The organism is Streptococcus sp. M334, from assembly GCF_000187745.1.
Lineage (GTDB): Bacteria > Bacillota > Bacilli > Lactobacillales > Streptococcaceae > Streptococcus.
Genome location: NZ_GL732486.1, coordinates 111,236 through 130,328, shown reverse-complemented (window position 1 = coordinate 130,328; position 19,093 = coordinate 111,236). Strand labels below are relative to the sequence as shown.

Below are 19,093 nucleotides of genomic sequence, written 5' to 3'. Positions count from 1 at the left end.
GCAAATGAAACCTGTTTTTCTAACACTTCATTATATCACATTTTTAAGGATTTTAGATAGGGAAATCCATACAAAAACAAGATAGACAAGTGTCCATCTTGTTGATCTTATTCATAACGAAGAGCTTCAATTGGATCAAGTTTCGATGCCTTGTTGGCTGGCAAGACTCCAAAAATCATACCCACACTAGCCGAAACCGCAAGACTAAATAGGGCAACTGGGATTGACACTCCCACTTCTATACCCGCAATCAAACCTTGTAAAAGTATACCAGCTATAGCGGTTAAGCCTGTCGCAATTGTCAAACCAATGACTCCACCAAGCAAGGTCAAAATCATAGATTCAATCAAAAACTGGATTAAAATATTGGCACGTGTTGCACCCAAAGCCTTACGAAGACCAATCTCACGAGTACGTTCCGTCACCGAAACCAGCATGATGTTCATAACACCAGTCCCTCCAACAAAGAGAGATATTCCTGCGATGGCACTAATAATCGTCGTCATAAAACTAAACAATTGTTGAACTTCTGCAAATGCAGCTGACTCATCTGCCACTTGATATTCTCCCTGTTGCAAGCCAGCAAGCTCTGTCATTTTTCGTGCTAATTCTGGCCCCAGAGTTTGAGTCAAACTTGTGTCATTCACTCGAAAGACAATATTAGCTATTTCATCTACATTAAAATTCGCAGCAAGAGAGATATTTGTGGTAATGGGTAAGCCGCCAAGACCATACATTTTTGAATTTTTAGATTCTTGGCTAGTATAAACACCAATGACTCGATAACTAAAACCATTGACTTCTACAACCTTGTTAATAGCCTCTTGAGGAGATCCAAATAGACTAATGGATAATTCTTCATCAAGCAAAATGACACTTGCAAATTCTTTGAAATCTTGTTCTCTCAGACTACGACCTGCAAGAATTTCATTGTTAACAGCCTCCATATAAGTTCTGTTACCACCTGTCAAATTAGCATTTTCAACCTTTTTATCTTTATAGGTCAAGATGGCGTTCGTTGAGTTGGTTACATAGTAATTATCCACTCCCTTCAGTTTGGCTGCCTCCTTGACCCAAGATTCTTGCGGTTTTGGTGGTTCAACATGAACTTCCTCTTCTTTTCCAGAAACCGTAAAAGCTGATTGTTTCTGAGTAAAAGATCCATCTTTACTTTTTTTAGAAGAGAAAAAGACACTGATATTTTTTTGAGATCTGGTCATATTTTTATTGAGCTGTCGAGACATAGAATCACCCAGAGCCATAATCACAACAACCGATGAAACACCGATAATAATCCCAATCATGGTAAGCAAAGAACGCATCTTGTGAGCCATAATAGATGAAAAGGCAAATTTCAGATTCTGCATCTTAGTTTTCCTCCTTTTCTAACTGAGCACTATCAGATGAAATAACTCCATCGCGAATGACAATCTGACGTTTGGCATAAGCAGCAATTTCAGGCTCATGCGTTACCATAATAATAGTTTTTCCTTCTTTATTCAAGTCAACTAATAATTGCATGATTTGATTCCCTGTTTTAGTATCCAAGGCTCCTGTCGGTTCGTCTGCTAAGATAATAGAAGGATTGTTTACCAAGGCACGCGCAATAGCCACACGTTGCTTTTGACCACCAGATAATTCCGAAGGTAAATGATGACTACGTTCTGTCAATTCAACCTTATCTAGATATTCCTCAGCTAACTTGCGCCGTTTTGAAGCCGAAACTCCTGCGTAAATCAAGGGCAATTCTACATTTTGCAGAGCATTGAGTTTGGATAAAAGAAAGAACTGCTGAAAAACAAATCCGATTTGTTGGTTGCGGACCTTGGCTAGTTGCTTTTCGCCCAGTCCAGCTACTTCTTGGCCTTCAAGATAATATTCTCCACTGCTTGGTGTATCCAACATGCCAATCGTATTCATCAGAGTAGACTTACCAGAACCAGATGGTCCCATGATGGCAACAAATTCACCCTCATTCACTTCTAGGTTGATATTTTTGAGAACCTGCAGTTCTTGGTCACCGTTACGGTAGCTTCTGCATATATTTTTTAGACTAATTAGTTGCTTCATCAGCCTTCACCTCTTTTCCTTCCTCTAGAGAAGACGTTGGGTTACTGATGACCTTGACTCCATTTGTCAGACCTGAAGTGATTTCTTGGTTGTCTGCATCAGCATTTCCCAAACCAACTTCCACTTTCTTGGCCTTTTTCTGCTCGTCAAGCACCCAGACATAGTTCTTATCATTTTCGGTCACAATACTTGTTAGAGGAACCAAAATAGCTTTACTCTTATTCTTGACCTCAACACTTACTGAGAATCCTTGTTTCAAGTCACCAATTTCACTTGTAACATCAATGGTATATGGATATTTAGAACCAGAATTACCAGCAGCTGCGGTAGCTGTACTTGCTGCTTCGCCATTGTTTTTAGGGTAATCAGAGATATAGCTAATCTTACCAGTCCATCTCTTATCTTGATAAACTTTAGAAGTAAAGGTTACTTCTTGACCTACAGATAGGTTTGCAAGATTGTATTCAGATAATTCCCCCTTAACTTGCAAGTTTTCATTACTTACGACATGCACTACCACCTGGCTAGCTCCTGTTGGAGATTTGGAAACGTTACGATTGACTTCGACCACAGTCCCGTCTAGGGTACTGAGAACCGTCATTGCATCCAACTGACTTTGAGCCTTGCTTAATTGCGCTGCTGCATCTGCACGGGCATCACGAGCATCACCTAATTGTGCATCAATAGAGGATACTGAATTTCCTGCGACTGGAGCTGGAGTTTGCGTTGCAGTTCCTTCGCCTCCTGCTGGTGTTGGTAACTGTGGAGCGGGAGCTGAAGCGGCTTCATTGCGTGCTTGGTTGAGTTCGTTGATATGACGATCTGCCTTAGCTACTGCTCGACTCGCTGAATCATAGGCCGCCTGGGCTTCTGAACTACTGTACTTGACTAAAGCCTGTCCTTCACTGACCTTATCACCCACAGAAACAAGGATTTCATCTAAATCACCCTTACTAGCATCAAAATAAACATATTGTTCATTTTTTGCTGTTACTGTCCCTGACAATAAAACAGAGGATGCCACGCTTCCTTCCTTGGCAACAACCAGATGAGTAGCCTCATCTTTTACAGCAGTCTGAGAAGGTTGTCTAAAGAGCAAAATGCCCCCAGCACCCAATACAACTACACTGGCAGCACCAACTGCTGCATACAATTGCCACTTTTTAGCTTTACCATTCTTTTTCATAATGAAACTCCTTTTTGATTTAAAGTTCTTAACAATATTATACAAAAATTATCAATTTGAAACAATAACATTTTAGAACGAAATAATGACATTTCAGGATTCACTTATTGTTCGGAAATTTTTTATCGTTGTACTAGATATATAATATACTTTATTTTTCCCTTTTGCAAGCCTTTTCTTAAACTTTTTTTGAACGTAGCAGATTTTTGCAATCAATTCAAAAAAAAGATAGAATATGACTATCAAAAAATGACACTCTACTATTTAAAAGAGTACAAAGGAGTTTTCAATGAGAGAATATGATATCATTGCTATCGGTGGAGGTAGCGGAGGAATTGCTACTATGAACCGTGCTGGTGAACATGGTGCCAAAGCGGCCGTTATTGAGGAAAAGAAATTAGGTGGAACCTGTGTCAACGTCGGTTGTGTTCCTAAAAAAATCATGTGGTACGGAGCACAAATCGCTGAGACTTTCCATCAATTTGGAGAAGACTACGGCTTTAAGACTACTGATCTTAACTTTGACTTTGCAACCCTACGTCGCAATCGTGAAGCCTACATTGATCGCGCTCGTTCTTCTTATGATGGCAGTTTTAAACGAAACGGAGTAGACTTGATTGAAGGTCATGCTGAATTTGTAGATTCTCATACTGTCATCGTAAATGGTGAACTGATTCGTGCTAAACATATCGTGATTGCTACTGGTGCCTATCCAAGTATTCCAAATATTCCTGGTGCTGAACTAGGTGGCTCTTCTGATGATGTATTTGCCTGGGAAGAATTGCCAGAGTCAGTTGCTATTCTAGGCGCTGGTTATATCGCTGTTGAATTGGCTGGAGTACTTCACACCTTTGGTGTCAAGACAGACCTCTTTGTTCGCCGCGATCGTCCTTTACGTGGTTTTGATTCTTACATCGTTGAAGGTTTGGTCAAGGAAATGGAAAGAACAAACTTGCCACTTCATACTCACAAAGTCCCTGTCAAGTTAGAAAAAACTGCTGAAGGCATTACCATTCATTTTGAAGACGGAACTAGTCACACAGCTAGCCAAGTTATCTGGGCTACAGGTCGCCGTCCAAACGTTAAGGGATTGCAACTTGAAAAAGCTGGCGTAACTCTGAACGAACGTGGCTTTATCCAAGTGGATGAATACCAAAATACTGTTGTTGAAGGAATCTACGCTCTAGGTGATGTAACAGGCGAAAAAGAACTAACTCCAGTTGCTATCAAGGCTGGACGTACTTTGTCTGAACGTCTCTTTAACGGAAAAACAACTGCAAAAATGGACTACTCAACTATTCCAACCGTTGTCTTTTCACACCCTGCTATCGGAACTGTTGGATTGACAGAAGAGCAAGCTATTAAAGAATACGGTCAAGACCAAATCAAGGTTTACAAATCAAGCTTTACTTCTATGTACTCTGCTTGCACTTGCAACCGTCAAGAAACACGTTTCAAATTGATCACAACTGGTTCAGAAGAAAAAGTTGTCGGACTTCATGGAATTGGCTACGGTGTTGATGAAATGATTCAAGGATTTGCTGTTGCTATCAAAATGGGAGCAACCAAGGCAGACTTTGATGCAACTGTGGCGATTCACCCAACTGCATCCGAAGAATTTGTAACCATGCGTTAATCGAAACAAAAGAAGCTGATACAAATATGTCGGCTTCTTTTTTGATGTTTTCGAATCAACAAAACAATTATCCAACTTAACCAGTACGCAAAATCGGCTGTTACAGTTCTTTGTTACCTTTGTTATAAAAACAGGTTGACAATAATATTAATTTAAGTATAATAGTTACTATACATAAGAAAAGAGGTTAACTATTTTGAAAAAAGCTCACGTTTATGCTATCCCTGCTATTGGGGCTGCTCTCATTGCTGTTTTAGCACAAATCAGTCTTCCAATTGGACCTGTTCCCTTCACTCTGCAGAACTTTGCAATCGGTTTGATTGCTACTGTCTTTAGACCGAGAGAGGCTGTACTTTCTGTTGGACTCTATCTTCTTCTAGGTGCTATCGGTCTTCCTGTCTTTGCAGGAGGTGGAGGTGGATTTCATGCTTTGATTGGTCCTACTGCAGGCTATCTTTGGTTTTATCTTGTTTATTCTGGGCTTACCTCTTCTCTAACTAACAGTGATAGTGGTTTTGTCAGAATTTTTCTAGCAAATCTCTTGGGAGATACACTTGTCTTTGTCGGTGGAATCATTGGATTGCATTTCCTAGCTGGAATGCCATTTGAAAAAGCTCTTGTTGTGGGGGTATTTCCCTTTATCATCCCAGATCTTGGTAAAATTATTGCTATTAGTTTTATTAGTCATCCATTACTTCAACGCCTTAAAAATCAGTCTTACTTCGCTAACTAAAAAAGGATATCGAGTTATCATGACTCAGTATCCTTTTCTTTTATTTTGAAAACTTAGTTGCTTTTAAAGGCATCCACCATGGTTTGAAATTCTTCATTGGAGAGAGTAATCCCTTTGCCCATTTTAGTATGGTCTGGGCTCCAAGCACGAATATCAAACTTTGCAGGGGCACCATTAAAGCTCACACGGTTGATTTCCTTGGTCCAACCTTTTTCGTTTTCAGAAAGAGTCAACAAGTGCTCTTCGATTTCAAATGTAAATTCTGCCATTTTCTTCTCCTTTTTAGCTTTCATTTGACTATTCGTAAAATCTTGTAGATTTTAGGAAAATTTTATATAATATTGATATAAAAGAAGGGAGGCCAATATGAGACATAAATTCCAGCAAGTTCTAGATAAAATACATGACTTTTTAAATGGACATGAAGAACCTGACCAGACTGAAACCAACTCCCTTACCGCTACTATTGAAGAGGCTATCCAGAAACAAACCGCTGTTCACCTTATCTTGTCTGAGACAAGCTTTACAGGTGACATCATCAAATACGATCAGCAACGCCAGCAAATTATCGTGAAAAATTTTGCCAAAAATGTGACCCGTATTATCCGCATAAGCGATATTCAACGCCTGCGATTTGTCCCTTCAACCGTCCAAACAGCCCAAAAAAATAGATTTAAGAAAGAGTGAGATGTAGTTGCTTCATCCCACTCTTTTTCTTAGCGAATTTGTTCAAAATGTAAATGAACAGCGATATGGTCTCCATAACCACTTCTTTCCAAGTCACGTTGTAGACGATAGGAAATGTAGTGTTCTGCAATGGTAATGTAACCTGCACCCAGTAAACGATGTTCAACCAAAGACTGAATCATGCTGATGGTAGCACGTTCCACCTTGGCTTCTTCCAAATCCAAAACCACTTTCTTAGTGACTTGTGCAAGGTTTTGACGCAAATCATCTGTCAATACATAGACAGTCTGGGCCGCCTTTAAGATGGCTTGGTAAATCTTGTCTGGATTAAATTCAGCAATTTCTCCATCACGTTTGATTACTTGCATAGGTTTCTCCTTTATTATTTGTTTTCTTTAATTTCTGCCAGCATTTTTTCTTCTTCTGCTGTCAGTTGATAATGGTCAAGCAAATCCGGTCTGCGTTCATAGGTTTTCTTTAAACTCTCATACAGGCGCCACTGACGAATCTTTTCATGGTGCCCGCTCATCAGAACATCTGGGACAACCATGCCTCGATAATCATAGGGACGCGTGTACTGAGGATATTCGAGAAGGCCAGAAGAAAAACTATCATCTTGGTGACTAGACTCCTTGCCAATCACTTCTGGAATCAGGCGTACTGTAGCATCAATCATGGTCATAGCTGCCAATTCCCCACCAGTCAAGACATAGTCTCCCAGGGAAATCTCATCTGTCACCAAGGTCTTAATGCGCTCATCATAGCCCTCATAGTGACCACAGATAAAGATCAGTTCCTCTTCTTGAGCCAAATCTTCAGCGTAAGCTTGATCGAACTGCTTTCCAGCAGGATCGAGGAGAATGACGCGCGGATTTTTCTTTTCAATAGCATCAAAGGCATCGAAAATGGGTTGGGCTCGGAGCAACATGCCCTGTCCGCCTCCATATGGCTCGTCGTCTACATGACGAGCCTTTTCAGCATTTTCTCGAAAATTATGATACTGGATATCCAAGAGCCCTTTTTCTCGAGCCTTTCCAACGATTGAGTGCTCCAGTGGAGAAAACATCTCTGGAAAAAGGGTTAAAATATCAATCTTCATCGTCTAACCCTTCTAAGATTTCCACATCGACCCGTTTATTTGGAATATCGACATTGAGAACTACTGGTGGGATATAAGGCAAGAGCAAGTCTCGTTTGCCTTTCCGCTTGACCACCCAGACATCGTTGGCACCTGGTTGCAGGATTTCCTTGATGGTTCCAATCAGGTTCTCTCCCTCATAGACTTCCAAACCGATAATCTCGTGATAGTAGAATTCACCATCGTCTAAATCGTTTAAATCTTCCTCAGCGACCTTGAGACTGTATCCCTTGTACTTTTCGATAGCATTGATATGGTACATATCTTTGAATTTGATAATGTCAAAGTTCTTCTGTTTACGGTGACTAGCGATGGTCACTGTTTGGACAAACTGATCTTTTTCATCAAACAAGGCCAGCTCAGCCCCTTTTTTAAACCGTTCTTCTGCAAAATCTGTCACAGACAAGATTCGCATCTCACCCTGTAACCCTTGCGTATTGACGATTTTCCCAACATTAAAGTAGTTCATCTTGTCTCCTGTAGTCTATTTCTATCCTTTATTTTATCACGTTCCAAGGATTTTCACAAGTTGGATAGATCCTATCTTATGGGTCTACTACTTCTTCAAAGAATTCACCAATTATCTGATTAAACTCTTTAGGATGGTCATTCATCGGTTGGTGTTTGCTATCTGAAATCGTTACTTGACGCGCATTGGGATTTAAGGCAATGATCCCATCGTAAATCATTTTTAGGTGTTTGGGAAAATCGTTTTCGCCTCTTACTAATAGCATAGGAGGATTGCCATGATAACCTTCTATCTCATGGACAGCCAAAAAACCTGTGATTCCAAGATTCAAAAAAACATCTCTCCCAGTTTCTATAATGGCCGTCTTGACTAATTCTCTTGTGATAGGATTATCTGTACACATTTTTGAGTTCTTATCTGCAATCAACTTCCAAGGAATCGTTTTGTACATAAGGGAACTATATTTTATGCGATTTCTCTCTTTATCTGATAGGTAACGATGCTGTCCCCAACTATCTACCATGACCAAGGCTAGAACTCTTTCTGGATGGCGATAGGTGTACTCTTGAAGTGGATTCCCTCCCCAAGAATGACCAACCAATATCACCTTATCCAACTGGAAATAGGACAAAATAGCATCTACATCTTGAACAGCACCTTCTAAGTCAGGTAAACCAACTTTCATAGGTGATTCACCCTGTCCTCTAACATTGACAAAGTAAAGGTCAAATTCATCAAAAGCATCATACTGGTGGGCCCACATCTGACTACGGCCACAAGCTCCATGATAAAAAATAATGTGGCCTTTACTTGCGTTTCCAGGACGATGATAAACAACCAAGTCACAATCTAAGACAAGTCACAATCTAAGACTGGTATAATGTGACGTACCAAAGTCTCAGGTTTTCTGTTATAAAAAGCAATAGCTTCAGCTATATCATTTTGCTTCATTATTACACTCTCTCCTCTTTATCCTAGTGTCATTCTTTTTATCTATTTTATCATGCTATATTAAAATCATCGTTTTCTAAACTTAAGTCCATTAAAAATTTTGAATTTTCTGTATCATTTAGATTAAGAAAAAGACTGCTCAGCAATCTTTACTTTTTTCTCATCAGATTCATGCCTAAAATTCCAGCAATAATCAAAGTTGCTCCGATTACATGGTAGCTATAAATTGGTTCGTGGAGGATAATAGCTCCGGCTACAATAGTCAAAACTGTTCCAAGATTTCCAAAGACACTGACGGTTGATGCTCCAAGTCGAACAATAGCATAGATAGAGAGACTACCAGTAACGATAGAGGCTAAAATTCCCAAATAAAGAATGGAAAACAGATAAGGAAGCTGTCCGAGAGGTGCAAAGTAGGCTAATACGTTCCCCTCTAGATAGTGCGAGGTCAGACTCAGCGTATTAAAGGTGACGAAGCCAACAAATATCACAACAGCTGTCATATCCATGGCCCGATAGCGACCTCCTGTGGACTTGCTGAGAATATTGTTTATCGCATTTGCGAGAACAGATCCCAACATCAAAAGAAAGCCAAAGCTAGCAGTCTCAGTACCAAAGTTAGCTCCTTTACTAAGGAAGATGAAAACTACTCCTGCTACGGATAAAAATAAAAAGAACTTTTGAAGCAAGCTTGTCTTTTCCTTGAGAAATGCCGATGCTAAAAGGAGCGTAAAAATCGGGACAAGAGCCTGTAAAATTCCAGCTTCAGAAGACGATATATACTGTAAAGCAAAGGATTGAAAAATAAAAAGAAAAGCGGATAGAAAAGACTCATAGGAAGAATAGAAAGAATAGCTTTTCTACTTAAACTCACTTTGATAAGTTTAGTCTGATGAAGAACAACAATTACTAAAGCTGCAATTGTATAGCGATGCGCTAAGTTCGTAAGAGGACTGGTATAGCTTAAAGCAATTTTAGTAAATAAAAAAGAAAATCCAATGATGGCTGAAAAAGATAAGGCTGCTAGATAAGCTTTTGTTTTCTCGTTCATAGACTGTTACTCCTTTTAAAAATAGCTATTCTCAAGATTGATTGACTAGAATTCTTTGAGACTGTCTTTCCATTGTAGCATAGTAGAATCCTAGATGCTATTTCTAGGATTAGTATTTTATGCCTTCTTTCACCGTTTATCTTTTTCATTACCTAAAAAGGATTCAGCAAGTCTGATCTGCTTTTCTCGTTCTTATCTCACAAGTTCTAGCTTGTATACCTCTTGGAAATTCCTTACTTTGATAGCATAATCCACCATTTTCCTTGCTTTATCTTTCTTATATTTACTAATACCTTCTTTATTAGTAAAAAATCATTTCTTATCGTCTTAGATGTCCCCTTCAAAAATCCTTCCAAATCTCGTTCATGTTGGTACTTGATGGCTGCAGTTTTATCTTTCTCAAAGATAGTCTTGGTAAGATTAATACGGTTGATAGCCGCGCTTGCGACGGTGTAGTGAATGACATCAGCCAGTTCTTTTGCTAGTTCCTCGTTAGAATCCTGAACGCCCTCTTTTCTACCAGAACGACTATTCAACACCTCAGCTACTTCTCCGACTTCCTCCACTAACTTCATAAAGAGACCTTCCTCAGTTTGAGACTACTGGTAATGTTCGAGTAATACTCTTCGAAAATCAAATTCAAACTACGTCAGCTTCACCTTGCCGTACTCCAGTACAGCCTGCGGCTAGCTTCCTAGTTTGCTCTTTGATTTTCATTGAGTATAACCAGTCTTGTAATTGTCTAAACGTTAAATCCTTCATATCCTGCTCCTTGCAAAAAAAGCGAGACATTCGTCCCGCCCTTCTTATTTTTCGTCAATAACGATTCTTACTTTTTTGTCTTCAGTTGGGACAGAGTAGACAATCGTTCTTATCGCAGAAATAGTGCGACCCTTACGACCGATTACACGACCCACATCGCTTTGATCAAGATCCAAATGATATTCCAAAAACTCTGGTGTATCTTCAATCTTGATAGTTAAGGCATCTGGTTGTGAAATCAAGGGTTTCACAATCGCAATAATGAGATTTTCAATCGTATCCATCTGTCAACCTACTTTAAACTTATTTTGAGAATTTAGAATCGTGGAATTTTTTCAACACACCTTCTTTTGAAAGGATGTTGCGAACTGTATCTGAAGGTTGAGCTCCATCAGCCAACCATGCAAGAACGCGGTCTTCTTTCAAAGTTACTTGGTTTTCAGCAACAAGTGGGTTGTATGTTCCAACTGTTTCGATGAAACGTCCGTCACGTGGTGAACGTGAATCTGCTACGTTGATACGGTAGAAAGGTTTTTTCTTAGAACCCATACGAGTCAAACGGATTTTAACTGCCATTTTTAAAGTCTCTTTTCTTATTTTTTATTTCAGTGAAATAGCTGAGCTATTTAGCACATGTTCTATTATAGCAGATTTCTGACAGGTGTCAAGAAAAAAACTTGACAGACTATAAAATTTTTAAACCATTTAGAAATTTGTTAGAAGTAGGAAATAAATGTTTGAAAGAGGCTATCAGTGAATACTATTTTAGAAACATTTTATAAAGACCATCAACTCAAACCCTTCATCTCGCCTGAACGAGATTTGGATGCTTGGCTCCTAAATCCCAAGCCCGTTCCCAAGCGAAATATCAAGGATTTTAAGAACGATATCTACTAATTAATTTATAAAATATGAATTAATAGATTCTAAATAGGGGAATAATTTAGTTCTATAAAAATTAACTTCTACACCTATAAAGCTTATTCTTACAGACTTTATAACAGTCTAAGAAAAAAAGTAGAGATTCATACAGTATCTAGATTTTTCAAAAATTCTTTATCAACAAATATTATTAACGAAACTATCCAAACCAAATCCGATGCATTGCTTCAAAGAATTCTTTAGTTGTTTGACTATCGAGGGCTTTTATTAAAAAATTTTTTCAAATAATTGCCACCTTGGCACATAAATTTTTGCTTTCCAAATTCAAATGTGATATATTTATAATATAAAATTTAAGTGTTATATATTTATAACACAAAAAAGGAGTCTATCATGAAAAAAAGTCAAAAAATGCATGGTCTCATTGCAATGATTGCCGTAGCTCTCTTTATTGATTTTATTGTTTTATTTGGTTCTAATCTTAGTTGGGGACCCAAGTTAGTTATTACTGGTATTTCAGTATCAGGTCAAATTATAGCTATTTGGAGCTGGCTACATATGAAACCACGGCCTCATAAGATTCAGAAAGGTAAGGGGAAGATTATTTTTGACTTGTCTGCTAAGCTTTACACGATACTTATTTTTGCAGCAAGCATTTTTTATACAGTAGGGATTTGGGTTGCGACCCCAAGCGAAAGTTCTGGTATTAGAGAATTGATTTTGGGGATTGGCCTCGTTATTGAAGTGATTGTATTTGGCTTTTTCTGTTTTAAAAATGTCAAGGAAACTCCGGACGAACGCTTTTATGCTAATTTAGCCAAGGCAGCTAGCTTGATGTTTGTTTTTATACTAGGCGCACTGATGATTCTAGCAGTTATCATTGGGTATATGGGGGCTCTCACTCTTTACATGGGCCAAATATTTATTAGCATAGCTGCCTTGATTAGCATCTTTGCGGTTGTCTATTTTATCTTGGAACGTAGAGGATAAGCATGGCCAAAGAAAGCAAGATTATTACTAATCTCAAATCTGTTCGTGAGTCCACAGGCATGACCCAGCAGGAGTTAGCAGACCGCATCGGCATGCGACGCGAGACAATTCTGCACTTGGAAAATAATCGTTACAATCCTTCGCTGGAAATGGCTCTTAAAATTGCTCAAGTTTTTAATCTGAAAGTAGAAGACCTCTTTGAACTCAGACAGAAAGAGGAAGCATAATTCTTTTCGAGACCTAGTATTAAGTTCATTGATTAATTAGGAATTGAAGCCAAAAGAAAAAATCCTTTGAAAATGTGCTCTTTTAAAATATAGTAATTCTTTCGAATTAACGTTTGCTAATTGTGATGCTTTACGAGCTTTCTTAAGATCTGGTTGGAAAAACTATGATTTGAATAACCTTCAGTAAATGCTTAAAATCAATGTTTTCCAACTTTTTCAGAAAACAGAATTTCATCTAATTTGAATAAATTTCAGTTGAATGGTGTGAATTTCACCCCAAAAAATCAAAAAAATGAGCTAGAATGTACCGAAAAGTTCACACCACTATTTAGATGATTTTTTATTTTGCCTGTTTTTACCTATGGTCTTACCCACGACAAAAATTATAGAGCCAAAAAACCCTAGTCACACATTTGAACTAGGTTTTTACGTTGCTTTGATTAACAAGATTACCAAATCTTTCAGAATTACATTTTCTATTTTATAGAAAAATATTAATAATAAATTATGTAAATTCAATCTAATTTCTATAAGTTTGCTCCCATTTTTTCATTTCTTCAACGATACTTCTTAGAGCAATACCTTTTTTTGTCATTTTATATTCAACCTGTGGAGGCGATGTCGGTAAAACTTTTCTTGATAAAATACCTTCTTGCTCGAAATCATGTAACCGTTGAGCTAATATTCTAGGATTAATACCTTCTACACTACGCAAAAGACTACCATAATGTATATTACCATTAATAATTTCAGATAAAATCTCAAGAGTAAATTTACCCTTTAGTAAATTCAAGACCCTTCTTGCTGGACAAATTGATTTTTTCAAAGGTTGCATCTTGCAAGTCTCCATTCATTTCCTCCTTTTTTGATAGTTACTATACTTTTTTTCCCTTCTTGTTTTATAAATAATTACATGATAAATTAATTATATCACTTGAAGGGAGAAATTACTATGGACATTATAACTAAGTTTGACCGTATTGAAGATATTCTCGGCAGTCCTGATGGAAGATACTTTGGTAATGGATATACACAAGTAAAATATTTTCAGAAAGTTAAACATATTACTTTTGAAGGAATTGAGTCAGTATTTGAAATCAACTATCCGAAGAGTTGGTCAACTAAGAAAAATATTGAGTCAATAAAACCACATTTTAGCTCTTTAGATTCTATTGTACTTGCTGTGAAACTAGTCAGCGATTTTCTTAGAGAAGAATTAGTCATAGAAGAGGACACAATCAATAATGCTCTAATTTCTAGTTTCTCGGTAAAAGCAGGAAAATCTCTTGTAGAAGATTTGAAAAATGTTACAGCAAAATTGAGCTTATCATCAGATGATAAGCTATCCTTCAAGGGAAGGATAGCTTCGTTTTCGGTTGAATTAGTTGTCGATTTATTTGATGACTCAAAACAACTTAAAATAAATTCTGGAGAAGATTACTATTTTTCAAACTTTAAAACAGTTGATACCAAACTAACTGATATTTCGGTGAAAACAGAATTAAATTCTATTTCAGCTACTACTTCTTTTTCCTATTCAGATAAATTTAGTGGTATTGAATCAGCACATCTCCTGAAAAAGAGATTACCATCTATCTTAGACCATATAATTGTAACAGCTGAACTTACGGAAGTGTTACATTCATATTTGGACAGAACCCCTAGAGAATTTTCGAAAACATTGATAATGCGTAAAATTAAAATCCTACGCAACCTTTCAAACGATTCACAGTTAAGTGAAGGCAACATTAAAGTTCAAGTTCTAAAAACTAAAATAGTACCTTTAAAAGGAAAGAATGTTCGAGTTAGTGATATGATTTCAAAACTTGGAGAGTCAACATTGATATATTCCGTGGCTCAAGAGCTATAAGATAAATAGAAAGAGGACTAATATGAAAATAGCAATTTCAGGAACTTATTCGACAGGAAAAACGACAACAACTTTAGCACTAGCTTTTTATACTGGTTTACCACGTACACACGCAAAAACTATGAGAGAGATTCTTCCCATAGCTTTACCCGGAAAAAGATTAGAAGACGCCACTGGTCCTGAGCTGGTTCAATTAGGAATTCGTCGTCTAATGGAGCGAGCAGTTAGGGAGTCTCATCTTGACTCTTTTGTTTCTGATGGCTCCTCTTTACATGAATGGGTATACGGTATGGTGAGAACCGAATTAGGAATGAATCCCAACCAAGAGACAGATAAAGGAAATATTATTTTAACTGATGACCTCAAATATCTTAGAGAAGTTATGAAAAATTTTGGGTCTGTTGCAAAAGACTATGCTAAAGAAACTTATGAATCATTTGTACATTTGCCTATTGAATTTCCTTTAGCTCCAGATGGCCATCGTCCTGTGTCAGAATTATTTAGAAAACGCTCAAACGATTTGCTATTAATAACACTGGATGAATTAAAAATTCCTTACCATATCGTGGGCGGTACTATCGAGGAAAGACTCCAGAAGATTTCAGAAATTTATCAACTAAAACCTGTAATAAGTATTGAACAAGCAGTTTCTTTAGCAAAAAAGGAAGCGCAAAACTATAATATCGTTCAGGAGGGTAAATAATATGGATAAAGATTTGAGAAATATCCTCTTTTCCAAGTTTGAGACATCCCAACTATCTTTAAGAAATCGGATTGTAATGAATCCAGTTCCAACAGGATTTGTAGAAAGTGGTGTTCCCAAACCAGAAATTGCCGAGTTCTATAAGCGAAGAGCAAAAAATGTAGGGCTATTTATTATAGGCGCTATAAATATTGAGCATGAAACTGCTACTAACAATGAAAATATACCAAATATTTCAACCAGTCGTGATATTGAGGTATGGAAACAAGTAACCAAGGCAATTCACCAAGAAAAAAGTAAGGCTATTGCTGAGCTTTGGCATAGTGGGAGTTCAAGAGCATTTTCAAAAACTGATTTATCTCTTAAGGTCTCTACTCCATCTGGATACATTGGAAAAAAGAAAGTGGGGTCACCTTTATCAGTTGAAGAAATTAACCTTATTGTCCAAAAATTTGCTGAAGCCGCCAGAAAAGCTCAAATATCTGGTTTTGATGGAGTTGATATTCATGCTGCACACGGTAGTTTAATTCATGATTTTTTAACAGCAGATACCAACCAGAGAACTGATGAGTTTGGTTTTAAAAATAGAACTTACTTTGCAGAAAGAGTTATTAAGGAATGTAGAAAAGTTGTTGGGGACAATTTTCCGATTTTCATTCGCCTATCAAATTTTAAAAGTTATGATCCTACTGCAAAATTAGCAAAAACTTTAGAGGAATTAAAACAAATCATAATACCAATTTCAAATGCAGGTGTTGATATCTTTGACTGCTCTGAAATAAACTATACAGATTCTGCTGTCACTGGAAAATCAGGCAATTTATCATACTGGGTGAAAAAAATTGCAAATAAGCCTACAATAACAACTGGAGGCATAGGTTCACCTGAAATTCTATACAAAGATATTCCAACACTTATTACAGAAATAACATCACAACCTAAAATGTCATATCTTCATTTACAAAGGAAAAAGGCACAAATTTTTTACTCGAATAATTTAGTTTCTGATTTTAAAGAAGGAGGGTTTGATTTACTTGCTTTTGGTCGTCCTCTATTGATAAATGAAAATTGGTTTGATGAAATAACGGAGGAAGATTGATGAAAAAAACAAATACAAAAGCGCCAGCTTATCTACTTTTTATTCTTTCACTAGGATACATTATGGCGGTCCTAGATACAACCGGAGTGGTTCTTGCTGTTCCCCATATTGAAACAGCTATGAGAGTCTCATTAGAGCAATCCATTTGGATTATTAACGCCTATACACTAGCTTTAGGGTCTTTACTCCTACTTTCAGGAAATCTAACAACAAAATATGGTGCTAAACGAATTTTATTAATTGGAATGACAATTTTTACACTATCCTCGTTTGGGTGCTCTTTTTCACCAAATATTGAAACATTAATTATACTTAGATTCATTCAAGGTTTCGGTGCTTCTTTGTTTATGCCAAGTTCATTAGCACTTTTATTCATTTCATACCCCGATTCTACTAAAAGAGCACGTATGTTAGGAATCTGGACAGCAATTATTTCTGTTGCAACCGGTACTGGTTCTTTTATTGGTGGACTAATAATTAACTACTTCGGATGGAGGGGTATTTTCTTGGTCAATATTCCATTTGGAATTTTGACAGTAATTTCAATATTACTTCTCGTGAAAAATAATATTGCCAATCTAAAGACCAGAATTGACATCTTTAGTAATATATTTCTGGTTACAACTATCGGAAGTCTAGTTATTTACCTTGTTGAAGGGAATCAATATGGTTATAGTAACTCAAATCTTTTATTGTTTCTTCTCCTATTTATATTATTTGCTATTGGTTTAGTAGTCCACGATAAAAAAAGTAAAGCACCTATTGTTCCCCACCAACTATTAAAAAATGCTAAGTTTATTGTCTCTAATCTATTAGGTTTAGTAGTTAACATTTCACTATATGGCATTGTTTTGGTGCTAGGACTCTATTTTCAAACTTATTTAAACCTTTCCTCAATGGTTTCTGGACTCCTCATTCTACCAGGAATGATTGTCTTAATTATTGGTAATTTATTTTACGCACGTGCTGTAAAACGATTTTCCGTGGGAAGCCTAGCTACTGTCTCAATTATTTTTGCCATTGTAGGAGCAGCAGGAATTTTTGGAATTGGAGTTCTTTTTCATGAAATTCAACTATACATCCTAATTCCTTTATTTTCTTTAATGAGTCTAGGTATCGGAGTGTTAACTCCAGCAACTACAACCATTCTTATGGAAGCTGCTGGTCAAGAATTATCTGGAATTGCTGGTGCAACTCTAAACGCTAACAAACAGATTGGTGGACTTTTTGGTACAACAATTATGGGGATTGTAACTACTAATTTATCCCATGATTGGAATATAGTCATCGTTATCGCATTTTTGGTTAACGTGATAATGTATATTGCTACTTGGTTAATTGCTAGTCGTTACCTTTATGGAAAAGAATAAAACTAAACAGAACGCAATCAATTTAAAAGTTGATTGCGTTTTATATTATTTCTCAGCACAATTACTCCAATCATCATAATTTGCTTAATAAATAACTCAATTACTTTTGTCGCAAAGATTGTAAAATACCAACTACCTCATAACCTTGATGAAACTGTGAAAAATGCATAAGCGTTAGTTCATATGATAAATTAGATAACACTCGTCGTGTTCCTTGGCTATCCTCAATATTGATTAAACTTCCCAAAAGAAGACCGTCATCATAATGAACTAGGCTACTATCAATTGCAATATCTCTTTTGAGTAGCTCTTCACTCATATCCTGAACCTCGCTAGCAATCGTTTCACTAGTCAAATCTTTTAAATCTTTTACTAACTGATAAGTAGTATAGATTGTATTTGATATATAATTAATGGCTTTTATTAGACTTCCTGCGAAACTAAAATCCTAGTTCACGATTGATAATTCCAGCAATCAAATTCATTCGTAATCCAAAGCGTTTACGTCGATTTCGATAGCTTGTTGAAAACATTTTAAACGTTTTTACTTTGGCAAAAATATTCTCAACCTTGATTCTCTCTTTAGATAGCACATGATTATAGGATTTATCTTTAAGAGTTAGTGGCTTAAGTTTACTTGATTTCCTCGGAGTTTGCGTTTGTGAATACATCTTCATGATCCCTTGATAACCACTGTCTGCTAAGATTTTACCAGCTTGTCCGATGTTTCTGCGACTCATTTTGAACAACTTCATATCGTGGCAATAGTTCACTGCAATATCCAAAGAAACAATTCTCCCTTGGCTTGTGACAATCGCTGAGCCTTCATAGCATGACATTTCTTTTTACCAGAATAATTGGCTAGTTGATTTTTTTAGGACGATTGATTTTTACCTCTGTTGCATCCACAATCACCGTATCCTCAGCACTAAGATGAGTTTTTGAAATCGTAAAACCATTTTGAATAAGAGTTGCTTCAACCCATTGACTCTGACGGATTAAGTTGCTTTCGTGAATACCAAAATCAGCCGCAATTTGTTCATAAGTGCGGTATTCTCGCATATATTGAAGAGTAGCCATGAGGAGGTCATCTAGGCTTAACTTAGGGGTTCGTCCACCTTTCGCGTGTTTACGTTGATAAGCTGTTTTTAACACAGCTAACATCTCTTCAAAAGTAGTGCGCTGAACACCAACAAGGCGCTTAAATCGTGCATCACTTAATACTTTACTTGATTCATAATTCATAGTTTTATTGTATCATATTTTTGT

At 37.0% G+C, this 19,093-nt stretch carries 23 protein-coding genes and 3 pseudogenes; 10 read left to right on the top strand and 16 right to left on the bottom strand.

The genetic code is table 11. From position 1 onward, the window contains the following. Nucleotides 1–107 precede the first annotated feature (107 nt). The 3 genes from HMPREF0851_RS05260 to HMPREF0851_RS05250 are packed head-to-tail and all read right to left on the bottom strand — an operon-like array spanning nucleotide 108 to nucleotide 3,259. Nucleotides 108–1,367 carry an ABC transporter permease gene (locus tag HMPREF0851_RS05260; RefSeq protein ID WP_001180432.1) on the bottom strand — a complete coding sequence of 420 codons (1,260 nt, stop codon included), beginning with the start codon at nucleotides 1,365–1,367 and terminating at the stop codon, nucleotides 108–110. Between the two features lies 1 nt (nucleotide 1,368). Further along, the gene (locus tag HMPREF0851_RS05255; protein WP_000811469.1) at nucleotides 1,369–2,070 is read right to left on the bottom strand and encodes an ABC transporter ATP-binding protein; all 702 of its coding nucleotides are present in this window, start codon (nucleotides 2,068–2,070) and stop codon (nucleotides 1,369–1,371) included. Next, on the bottom strand, nucleotides 2,054–3,259 hold the full coding sequence (locus HMPREF0851_RS05250) for an efflux RND transporter periplasmic adaptor subunit (protein ID WP_025169836.1): 1,206 nt from the start codon (nucleotides 3,257–3,259) through the stop codon (nucleotides 2,054–2,056). Before HMPREF0851_RS05250 ends, HMPREF0851_RS05255 begins: the two co-directional genes overlap by 17 nt. A gap of 286 nt (nucleotides 3,260–3,545) precedes the next feature. Between HMPREF0851_RS05250 and gor the strand changes: the two genes are divergently transcribed. Together gor and HMPREF0851_RS05240 are read left to right on the top strand one after the other, a co-directional pair. After that, a complete protein-coding gene (gene gor, locus HMPREF0851_RS05245) occupies nucleotides 3,546–4,892 on the top strand; it encodes a glutathione-disulfide reductase (protein WP_001209567.1) in 1,347 nt (448 codons plus the stop codon). 196 nt (nucleotides 4,893–5,088) lie between these two features. Beyond that, complete coding sequence (locus HMPREF0851_RS05240) at nucleotides 5,089–5,625, top strand: biotin transporter BioY (RefSeq protein ID WP_000709044.1); 537 nt, start codon at nucleotides 5,089–5,091, stop codon at nucleotides 5,623–5,625. Between the two features lie 53 nt (nucleotides 5,626–5,678). On the opposite strand, the gene HMPREF0851_RS05235 is transcribed toward HMPREF0851_RS05240, so the two are convergent. Further along, nucleotides 5,679–5,894 carry a YdbC family protein gene (locus HMPREF0851_RS05235; RefSeq protein ID WP_000807423.1) on the bottom strand — a complete coding sequence of 72 codons (216 nt, stop codon included), beginning with the start codon at nucleotides 5,892–5,894 and terminating at the stop codon, nucleotides 5,679–5,681. 97 nt (nucleotides 5,895–5,991) lie between these two features. Here HMPREF0851_RS05235 and HMPREF0851_RS05230 point away from each other — a divergent pair, with 97 nt between their 5' ends. Beyond that, a complete protein-coding gene (locus HMPREF0851_RS05230) occupies nucleotides 5,992–6,312 on the top strand; it encodes a hypothetical protein (RefSeq protein WP_001216104.1) in 321 nt (106 codons plus the stop codon). A 29-nt stretch (nucleotides 6,313–6,341) separates the two neighbouring features. Here the strand turns inward: HMPREF0851_RS05230 and HMPREF0851_RS05225 are convergent, their stop codons facing one another. From HMPREF0851_RS05225 to rpsP, 9 genes and pseudogenes are all read right to left on the bottom strand, one after another. After that, nucleotides 6,342–6,680, bottom strand: a complete 339-nt coding sequence (locus HMPREF0851_RS05225; protein ID WP_001196038.1) for an ATP cone domain-containing protein — start codon at nucleotides 6,678–6,680, stop codon at nucleotides 6,342–6,344. Nucleotides 6,681–6,694: 14 nt separating this feature from the next. Beyond that, nucleotides 6,695–7,411: a tRNA (guanosine(37)-N1)-methyltransferase TrmD gene (gene trmD / locus HMPREF0851_RS05220; RefSeq protein WP_000686914.1), complete on the bottom strand. Its 717-nt coding sequence runs from the start codon at nucleotides 7,409–7,411 to the stop codon at nucleotides 6,695–6,697. Next, nucleotides 7,401–7,919: a ribosome maturation factor RimM gene (gene rimM / locus HMPREF0851_RS05215; RefSeq protein ID WP_001105872.1), complete on the bottom strand. Its 519-nt coding sequence runs from the start codon at nucleotides 7,917–7,919 to the stop codon at nucleotides 7,401–7,403. Before rimM ends, trmD begins: the two co-directional genes overlap by 11 nt. Nucleotides 7,920–7,995: 76 nt before the next feature. Continuing rightward, nucleotides 7,996–8,870: pseudogene (locus HMPREF0851_RS05210) on the bottom strand (alpha/beta fold hydrolase). Between the two features lie 149 nt (nucleotides 8,871–9,019). Then, nucleotides 9,020–9,649 carry a DMT family transporter gene (locus HMPREF0851_RS05205; RefSeq protein WP_156790861.1) on the bottom strand — a complete coding sequence of 210 codons (630 nt, stop codon included), beginning with the start codon at nucleotides 9,647–9,649 and terminating at the stop codon, nucleotides 9,020–9,022. Beyond that, on the bottom strand, nucleotides 9,589–9,921 hold the full coding sequence (locus tag HMPREF0851_RS05200; RefSeq protein WP_009014151.1) for an EamA family transporter: 333 nt from the start codon (nucleotides 9,919–9,921) through the stop codon (nucleotides 9,589–9,591). Before HMPREF0851_RS05200 ends, HMPREF0851_RS05205 begins: the two co-directional genes overlap by 61 nt. Before the next feature lie 335 nt (nucleotides 9,922–10,256). Beyond that, nucleotides 10,257–10,541, bottom strand: a pseudogene (locus HMPREF0851_RS05195) (MazG nucleotide pyrophosphohydrolase domain-containing protein); the annotation flags it as partial. A gap of 186 nt (nucleotides 10,542–10,727) precedes the next feature. Continuing rightward, nucleotides 10,728–10,967, bottom strand: coding sequence for an RNA-binding protein KphA (gene kphA, locus HMPREF0851_RS05190; protein ID WP_000379617.1), 240 nt, complete (start codon nucleotides 10,965–10,967; stop codon nucleotides 10,728–10,730). A 19-nt stretch (nucleotides 10,968–10,986) separates the two neighbouring features. Then, a complete protein-coding gene (gene rpsP / locus HMPREF0851_RS05185; protein WP_000268760.1) occupies nucleotides 10,987–11,259 on the bottom strand; it encodes a 30S ribosomal protein S16 in 273 nt (90 codons plus the stop codon). Between the two features lie 177 nt (nucleotides 11,260–11,436). On the opposite strand from rpsP, the gene HMPREF0851_RS16250 reads away from it, so the two are divergent. The 3 genes from HMPREF0851_RS16250 (at nucleotide 11,437) to HMPREF0851_RS05175 (ending at nucleotide 12,782) form a co-directional block, all read left to right on the top strand. Then, the gene (locus tag HMPREF0851_RS16250; protein WP_001092277.1) at nucleotides 11,437–11,580 is read left to right on the top strand and encodes a hypothetical protein; all 144 of its coding nucleotides are present in this window, start codon (nucleotides 11,437–11,439) and stop codon (nucleotides 11,578–11,580) included. Nucleotides 11,581–11,958: 378 nt separating this feature from the next. Further along, complete coding sequence (locus HMPREF0851_RS05180) at nucleotides 11,959–12,555, top strand: hypothetical protein (protein ID WP_000749550.1); 597 nt, start codon at nucleotides 11,959–11,961, stop codon at nucleotides 12,553–12,555. 2 nt (nucleotides 12,556–12,557) lie between these two features. Next, nucleotides 12,558–12,782 (top strand): helix-turn-helix transcriptional regulator, encoded by a 225-nt coding sequence (locus tag HMPREF0851_RS05175; protein ID WP_001041099.1) that lies wholly within the window; start codon nucleotides 12,558–12,560, stop codon nucleotides 12,780–12,782. A 520-nt stretch (nucleotides 12,783–13,302) separates the two neighbouring features. Here the strand turns inward: HMPREF0851_RS05175 and HMPREF0851_RS05170 are convergent. Then, nucleotides 13,303–13,632 (bottom strand): winged helix-turn-helix transcriptional regulator, encoded by a 330-nt coding sequence (locus HMPREF0851_RS05170; RefSeq protein WP_000447029.1) that lies wholly within the window; start codon nucleotides 13,630–13,632, stop codon nucleotides 13,303–13,305. A 102-nt stretch (nucleotides 13,633–13,734) separates the two neighbouring features. On the opposite strand from HMPREF0851_RS05170, the gene HMPREF0851_RS05165 reads away from it, so the two are divergent. From HMPREF0851_RS05165 to HMPREF0851_RS05150, 4 genes are read left to right on the top strand one after another with little or no spacing between them, the layout of a single operon-like run. Beyond that, nucleotides 13,735–14,652: an AvrD family protein gene (locus HMPREF0851_RS05165; RefSeq protein ID WP_000351501.1), complete on the top strand. Its 918-nt coding sequence runs from the start codon at nucleotides 13,735–13,737 to the stop codon at nucleotides 14,650–14,652. 22 nt (nucleotides 14,653–14,674) lie between these two features. Continuing rightward, nucleotides 14,675–15,355 (top strand): AAA family ATPase, encoded by a 681-nt coding sequence (locus HMPREF0851_RS05160; RefSeq protein WP_000684424.1) that lies wholly within the window; start codon nucleotides 14,675–14,677, stop codon nucleotides 15,353–15,355. Nucleotide 15,356: 1 nt separating this feature from the next. After that, nucleotides 15,357–16,454, top strand: coding sequence for an NADH-dependent flavin oxidoreductase Oye family (locus HMPREF0851_RS05155; protein WP_009014148.1), 1,098 nt, complete (start codon nucleotides 15,357–15,359; stop codon nucleotides 16,452–16,454). Beyond that, nucleotides 16,454–17,824: an MFS transporter gene (locus HMPREF0851_RS05150; RefSeq protein ID WP_000753505.1), complete on the top strand. Its 1,371-nt coding sequence runs from the start codon at nucleotides 16,454–16,456 to the stop codon at nucleotides 17,822–17,824. The genes HMPREF0851_RS05155 and HMPREF0851_RS05150 overlap by 1 nt, the downstream gene beginning before the upstream one ends. Before the next feature lie 100 nt (nucleotides 17,825–17,924). Here the strand turns inward: HMPREF0851_RS05150 and HMPREF0851_RS05145 are convergent, their stop codons facing one another. Further along, a complete protein-coding gene (locus HMPREF0851_RS05145) occupies nucleotides 17,925–18,143 on the bottom strand; it encodes a hypothetical protein (protein WP_152639384.1) in 219 nt (72 codons plus the stop codon). 121 nt (nucleotides 18,144–18,264) lie between these two features. Then, a pseudogene (locus HMPREF0851_RS15470) lies at nucleotides 18,265–19,069 on the bottom strand (IS5 family transposase). Nucleotides 19,070–19,093: the final 24 nt, after the last annotated feature.